We start from the raw sequence: 6,343 nt of genomic DNA, 5'->3' as shown, positions 1-6,343 counted from the left end.
AACACTACAACCCGGTGTATCAAATCTGAAGTGCCGATGCCGACAGAAACTGTATCAATTCCTGAGTGCCGTTGACATGGATCCCCGGCTCTAGATTCGGTTCACGCTAAATCGTCGACGATATTCGCCCGGTGTGAGCCCTGTAACCCTGTTGAAAATCTTGCGGAACGCCCCCGCATCGCCGTAACCGACCTCCCACGCAATTGTCTCCGCAGGCAAGTTACTGAACTGGAGCATCTCGCGCGCCTTTCCAACGCGCAGTCTCTGACAGTAGTCGATGGCTGTCAGGCCGGTCGCCTTTCGAAATCGCCGCAGGAAGGTCCGTTCTTCCAGTCCGGCTTGCGAGACGAGCGATGCGAGAGCCATATCTTTGGCGCCGGTGGCCTGAAGCCAATGTTGGACTTTCAGCACGGCGGCATCGCCATGGGTCAGGTTCGGAGAAAAAACGCTGTAGTAGCGTTGCTCGCGGCCGGGAGGATCGACCAGTAAAAAGCGCGCAGTATCGGCCATGATGGTCGGCCCTAGAAAACGGTCGACCAGTTTTAAACCAAGGTCAATCCACGCCATCATTCCCCCGGCGCAGATGATATCGCCGTCATCGATGACGAGCTTGTCGGTATCCAGACGTGCATCGGGAAACCGCTGCCGGAATATCTCTGCATGAGCCCAATGTGTCGTCGCCGATCGTCCGGCCAGAAGGCCTGTTTCACCCAGCAGAAACGCGCCTCCGCATATGGAGGCGAGCGTTGCCCCTGCACGATGATGGCTCAGCAGCCAGTCAACGAATGGCACTGCGTCTTCCCGTGACAGCGGTCCGCCAAGGCGCGGCGGCAATATGAGCACGGCGGGTGACCTGTTAGCGTCCCTGGCAATATTGGGGCTTCTAACTGGAGCCTTGCCCGGCGCATCAGGACGCCATCGGCTCACCCTAAGGAAGGCCGTTTGCTCTTTGTGATGCTGCGCGGCGAACCGCTCTGCAACCTCAAATAAATCAATCAAACCATGTATGGCTGCGAGCTGCGCGCCTGGAAATTCGACGATGCCAATTTCGTTTGGAGGATGTGACGCCATATGTCGATATTGCCTTGGTTAATGTCGATTTCGACACTGATGATAATCAGGCGTCAGGCTCATGATGTCCAGACAATTTCTTGGATCAGCCAGAAGGGCAGGCAATGACAGACCAGATATCTGAAAACATCGATGTGATTCCAGAATGGCAGATCGCCGGTGAGTGGTTCGACGTGTGCTCGTGCAATTCGCCGTGTCCTTGCACCTTCGCCCAGCCTCCGACCAATAATCATTGCGAGGTGCTTTGGGCTTACAGGATCAATGAGGGGCACTACGGCGCGACGCCGATGGCGGGCCTGAAGGTTGTCCTGATTGCCGGATTTACCGGGAATCTCTGGGACGGCGCGATGCTGAACCCCGGCGTGTTCTTCGACGCCGCGTCCGACGAGGACCAGCGGCAGGCGCTGGTGGCGATCTTCACCGGCCAGGCCGGGGGGTGGATGAAGCAGTTCGTGCCGACACATGTGAGCGGAATCAAGGGCGTCGAGTTTGCCAACATTTCAGTCGAGGTCGACAGTGCGCTCGAACGGTGGAGCGTGGCGGTCGAGGACAAGGTCGAGGCGAGCGGCAGGGCCATGAGCGGCCCGACCTCCGATCCGACGAAACGTCTCCAGAGCTACAACCCGCCGGGGAGCGAGGTCGGTCCGACCGACGCCCCGGTGACCTGGGGCAAGAGCGTGGCGGGCCGCTGGAAGGCGTTCGGCTTTGATCAGAACATCCCGGCCGGTCAGGCCAGCAAGCATATCCCGTTCAACTGGCATGGACCGGACGCGCCATGAGAGCCGTACTGTCCGCTTCGCGATCTGCAGCGTCCGCTCTGGGACGGGGACAGCCGGCCCTCGGCTGGACGATGGCTGTCCTGGCACTCAGCCTTTCGGCCTGGCTCTGCGCGCTAGTGCTCATGGGCGGCATGGACGAAGGGCCGGGAACGCCGCTGCACAATCTGCCGGTCTTTCTCGCAGGCTGGGTGGTGATGCTGACCGCAATGATGCTACCGTCCGAACTCAACTACATTGCAGCGTTCGCTGCGGTGCTCAGGTCGCGCGACAGGGCATCCGCCGCGCGTCCAAGCGTCATGACCAGCTTTGTCGCCGGCTACGGCATAGCCTGGGTCGCCTACGGCCTTGGGGCCTATCTTCTGGACCTGGCCATTCGGGCAGTCAGCCCAGAGATGATCGCGTGGAATCGCGCGGGACCGTCGCTGGCCGGCTCGGTGCTGATCATTGCGGGTCTCTTTCAGGTCTCGTCCCTGAAGCAGGTTTGCCTGACGGGATGCCGCACGCCTCTCTCGTTTTTCGCGCGCTACTGGCGGGAAGGCAATTTCGGTGCTGTCAGGATGGGCTTCCGGCACGGACTGGTTTGTGTCGGTTGTTGCTGGGCGCTCATGGCAGTGATGTTCGCTGTCGGCGCAATGAGCCTGACCTGGATGGCGTTGCTGACGCTGTTCATGTTCGCCGAAAAAGTCCTGCCGAAGGGCCAGAAGCTGGCAACTCCGATTGCTTCCTTCTTGTGCGTCATGGGGATCTGGATCGCCGTGTCCCCCGGGACGGCACCTCTTCTCAAGGATCCCATGATGTTCGCCAGCATCTGTCGTGGGCTATGACGAAGTGGCGAAAAATTGCAGAAATCTGTTGAGCGAAGAAGGCCGCGGTGTAGACAAGACGCCGGGAGCAGTAGGCAGGAACTGACGCGAAATTGTCATTCAGCCAATGCCGTTAATGCGACGATTGGGGCCTCAGCAGCCCTATCAATACGATCCGATGCCACCACGCTCGATCGCTGGGCGCGGGACAGATGCTGGCGCGCTTCGGCTGGTCGGTAGTGAACGCAACGATTTTGCCGTTTCTTGCGCTTGCCGCGGTAGCGACCTTGACGTTTGCACGGTCGCAAAGGCGCGCGTCGGCTGCGTTGTGCGTGCGATCGAATTGCAGCAAACGCGGAGCATGGAGATTATCGATACACAAGAGGGTACGACTGCCTTCACCACACACTGAGAAGCAGGTAACTGGAGCAAATATATGCCGAACTTCAATGATTTCCAATTCAGGAAGCAGCCTTGGTACGACGCATCCACTATCCGTGACCTGATACCCACGTTCATCCCGATGAAGACGATCGTGGTGTACTGCTTCGATCCTCGGGCAAGCGAAATTCCAAAGAAGGTTGCCGAGCATTTTGGGGAGATTTACCCCGGCGAGAACATCATCGACGAACACGGCAGCCGGGTCGGACATACGGCGACCTTGTTTACCGTATCTAACGCGGGTGGCCGGGCTGTCGCCGCGCTGCAATCGGTTTCGACAATGGAGTTTCTCTTCCGGATGCAGAATGTCGTCGTGGTACACCACTCTTTCTGCGGCGCGACGGCCTTCACCGCGGATGGCATTATCGACGCGTTCCATCACGATCATGGCGCGGATATCTCGAAGTCGTACGATCGCGATAGCCTCTGCATTGAGGATTACGAGAAATCGCTCAAATACGACGTTGAGCTACTTCGCGCTAGCCCAGGTGTGCCGAAACATTTCAATCTCTATGGCTTGTTCTACAACATTGATACCGGCGAGTTGACTGAAGTAGTGCGAGACATTCCAGCCCGGAAGCCAGCATAAACAAGCGGGCGTGACGGTCCGGCAAAGCGCTGCCTGCCGGGCCCATCTATCTTCGCAGGGGTCTGATTCTGGTCACTCAGCGGTTGTCCCGATGGCCGCGAGGCCGGCATTGACGGTGGCATATTTCGCGCCGTGCCCCTAAAACCGTCATTCACTTTCAGCCAAACGAGGCCGAATTGGAGTGAGAGGTACTCGGGCGACTGCGGAAAGCTACTGGCGGGGCTGCATCCGGCTCGTTCTGAGGGCTGGTGACATGTTCGGACGTTGATTCAGAAAGGAAAGATCGATCGAGCTACTGAAGGTGCCAGGCGTTGAGTCATCGTGTGAGGCCTCTTTGAGATCGACCGAGCGGCCGACGCCCTTCAGCGTTCTACTCTGGAGCGCGCCGCTGCCTTTGAGCGGATGCAAGCCGTATCAAAGATACCGACCGAATCAAAAAATCCATCAAACCTCAAGAGTACGCCATGGAGCCACCTAAAACTGACGTAGTCGGAGCAGCAGATATCGAATCCGATGAGTATCTCGCCAACGTAGTCTGGGCGTCTTTGTCGGAAGCGCCGCAGGAGTGTGTCGAACGTTTTAAAGGCGGCGCGAGATACCGGCGAGAATTTGCGCCCTTTGGCGCTGCGCGTGAATATAGTGCAGAGAGCGTCGCCCAAATCGCAGCCATGTTGCCGCCCGGTCAGAGCCTTATCCTCTTTACTGCGATGAAACCAGAGATACCTTCTGGCTACGCTGTGACGCTCGACGCCAACGGCCACCAGATGATTGCAGAAAAAAAATTTCGGCAGTCTTCCGACGCCCGAGTTGTCCGCCTTGGACCCGACGACGTTTCGGATATGTTGCAGCTGGTCGAGATTACTCGACCGGGTCCTTTCAATTCGCGCACGAATGAATTGGGCAACTTCTTCGGTATTCGCGAGAAAGGGCGACTTGTGGCCATGGCGGGAGAGCGCATGGCCGCGGGCAGGCACGTGGAGGTCAGCGCCGTATGTACGCATCCGGATTGGCGTGGTAAGGGGTTGGGACGACTGCTGGTGGAGCATGTATCGGCATCGATTCAGCAACACGACCGCATCCCGTTCTTGCACGTGTTCACGACGAATACTCCTGCTATTCGCCTGTACAGAGAGCTTGGCTTCCGGATTGCGCGAACTCTCCACGTGACAGCGATCGTACACTCGCCGGCTGGCGAAACCTGAACGACGAATTGCTAGAGCATGACCAGATAGCCAAGCGTCGGTGGGTCGGGTGTAGCGGCCCAGATAGTCGAGTACGTGTCGGGTGTCGCATAAGGGAGGCTTCGCATAGGCTATCCACTCGGCTTATGCGGCCGACGTGAGAAAGGCGGCGAACGCCTGCGCGTTGGCGACCGGTTGATCCTCCTGGAAGAAGCTCGCCTTCGATGTCGATGCCCGCTGCTTCTGCCTGTTTGCTGACCGACATTAACCCCGTGAGCGTTTGCATAGCGGAGTTGTCGCGGCAGCACTCGCGTGCTCGCGGGAACGATTACCTGCGGGGTAGCTATCAGATCGGGCCATACAGCAGGATACGAGCGCCGATTCCGCAGTATGCTCTGCGCAGAACTAAGCACCTTCATGCTCAACCGGCCAATGCTAGCCGACCTGAGATAGCTCGCTGCTTGTCGCGAACCGCCGCGCGTAATCTTTTGGGCTTACCCCGAAGCGGCGTGCAAATGCCTTCCTTAGGACGTCGACGCTGTGATACCCGCTCCGACGACAGATCTCTTCCATCGATCGCTCCCCGAGTTCAAGCGAACGACAGACCGATTCGAGCCGGACGCGTTCGACGTATCTCGAGGGAGTGGTCTGCAATTCCCGCTGGAAGATGCGCATCAGCGTCCTGACGCTGGTTGACAGGCGGGTTGCCAGTATCTCGACCGTAAGGTCCATATGCAGATGCTCACCGATCCAGAGGCACAATTCGTCCAGACTTGAATTATGCGTACGCTGTGACTGAAGTGCGACGCTAAACTGCGCCTGTCCTCCGGGACGGCGTAAAAACAGGACCAGATTTTTGGCAATCTCCAAAGCGAAGTCATTTCCCAGGTCTTCGCTCACAAGGGAAAGCGCGAGGTCTATTCCCGACGATATGCCCGCCGACGTGTACACATTGCCGTCTTTCACCCAGATCGGATCCGGATCAACCTGTACCTTGGGATAGCGCTGCGCCAGGCGCCGTGCCATGCCCCAATGAGTCGTCGCCCTGCGTCCATCCAGAACGCCTGCAGCAGCCAGGGCAAACGCTCCGACACATATCGAGCACACGCGCCGTACTGTCTGCGAACGCATTCGGATCCACTCTATGGCTGTCTGATCAAGTTGATCGAATGTTCTGGAGCCCGCAGTCACGAGCAGCGTGTCGATCGGTTTGTTCGCACTACGCTCCTGTTCGAGAGTGCGATGCCCCATGAGCCCAATACCTGTTTCGCTCTCCAGATGCACATTGGCAGCCGCGCAGACCAGTTCGAGTGCATAGGGGGCAGTTTTGCCGCCGTGCAACTGATTCGCCCACGCGAATACTTCCGCTGGGCCGATCACGTCGAGCGCGTCCACCGGAGGCAAGCCCAATATCACAACCCGCTTGGCCGTTGCGCCTGCAGGCGGGTCGAGCGGCTTCGTCCGTTTGCTCATAGAGGC

The 6,343-nt window shown here is 58.4% G+C and carries 6 protein-coding genes; 4 read left to right on the top strand and 2 right to left on the bottom strand.

Annotated features, from left to right (window positions below):
- Positions 1-90 precede the first annotated feature (90 nt).
- Positions 91-1,071 carry a GlxA family transcriptional regulator gene (locus SB753_RS32105; protein ID WP_410803914.1) on the bottom strand — a complete coding sequence of 327 codons (981 nt, stop codon included), beginning with the start codon at positions 1,069-1,071 and terminating at the stop codon, positions 91-93.
- 104 nt (positions 1,072-1,175) lie between these two features.
- Between SB753_RS32105 and SB753_RS32100 the strand changes: the two genes are divergently transcribed.
- The 4 genes from SB753_RS32100 (at position 1,176) to SB753_RS32085 (ending at position 4,885) form a co-directional block, all read left to right on the top strand.
- Positions 1,176-1,850: a DUF1326 domain-containing protein gene (locus SB753_RS32100; RefSeq protein WP_410803912.1), complete on the top strand. Its 675-nt coding sequence runs from the start codon at positions 1,176-1,178 to the stop codon at positions 1,848-1,850.
- Between the two features lie 71 nt (positions 1,851-1,921).
- Complete coding sequence (locus tag SB753_RS32095; protein WP_410803911.1) at positions 1,922-2,674, top strand: DUF2182 domain-containing protein; 753 nt, start codon at positions 1,922-1,924, stop codon at positions 2,672-2,674.
- Between the two features lie 415 nt (positions 2,675-3,089).
- Positions 3,090-3,683 (top strand): carbonic anhydrase, encoded by a 594-nt coding sequence (locus SB753_RS32090; protein WP_410803909.1) that lies wholly within the window; start codon positions 3,090-3,092, stop codon positions 3,681-3,683.
- A gap of 464 nt (positions 3,684-4,147) precedes the next feature.
- Complete coding sequence (locus SB753_RS32085) at positions 4,148-4,885, top strand: GNAT family N-acetyltransferase (protein ID WP_006047420.1); 738 nt, start codon at positions 4,148-4,150, stop codon at positions 4,883-4,885.
- 414 nt (positions 4,886-5,299) lie between these two features.
- Here SB753_RS32085 and SB753_RS32080 read toward each other — a convergent pair whose 3' ends face one another.
- On the bottom strand, positions 5,300-6,337 hold the full coding sequence (locus tag SB753_RS32080; RefSeq protein ID WP_410803906.1) for a GlxA family transcriptional regulator: 1,038 nt from the start codon (positions 6,335-6,337) through the stop codon (positions 5,300-5,302).
- Positions 6,338-6,343: the final 6 nt, after the last annotated feature.

It is taken from the genome of Paraburkholderia sp. SIMBA_053 (genome assembly GCF_046534895.1).
Lineage (GTDB): Bacteria > Pseudomonadota > Gammaproteobacteria > Burkholderiales > Burkholderiaceae > Paraburkholderia > Paraburkholderia caledonica.
The sequence above is the reverse complement of the archived record's forward strand: the minus strand, read 5'-3'. Positions and strand labels throughout refer to the sequence as shown.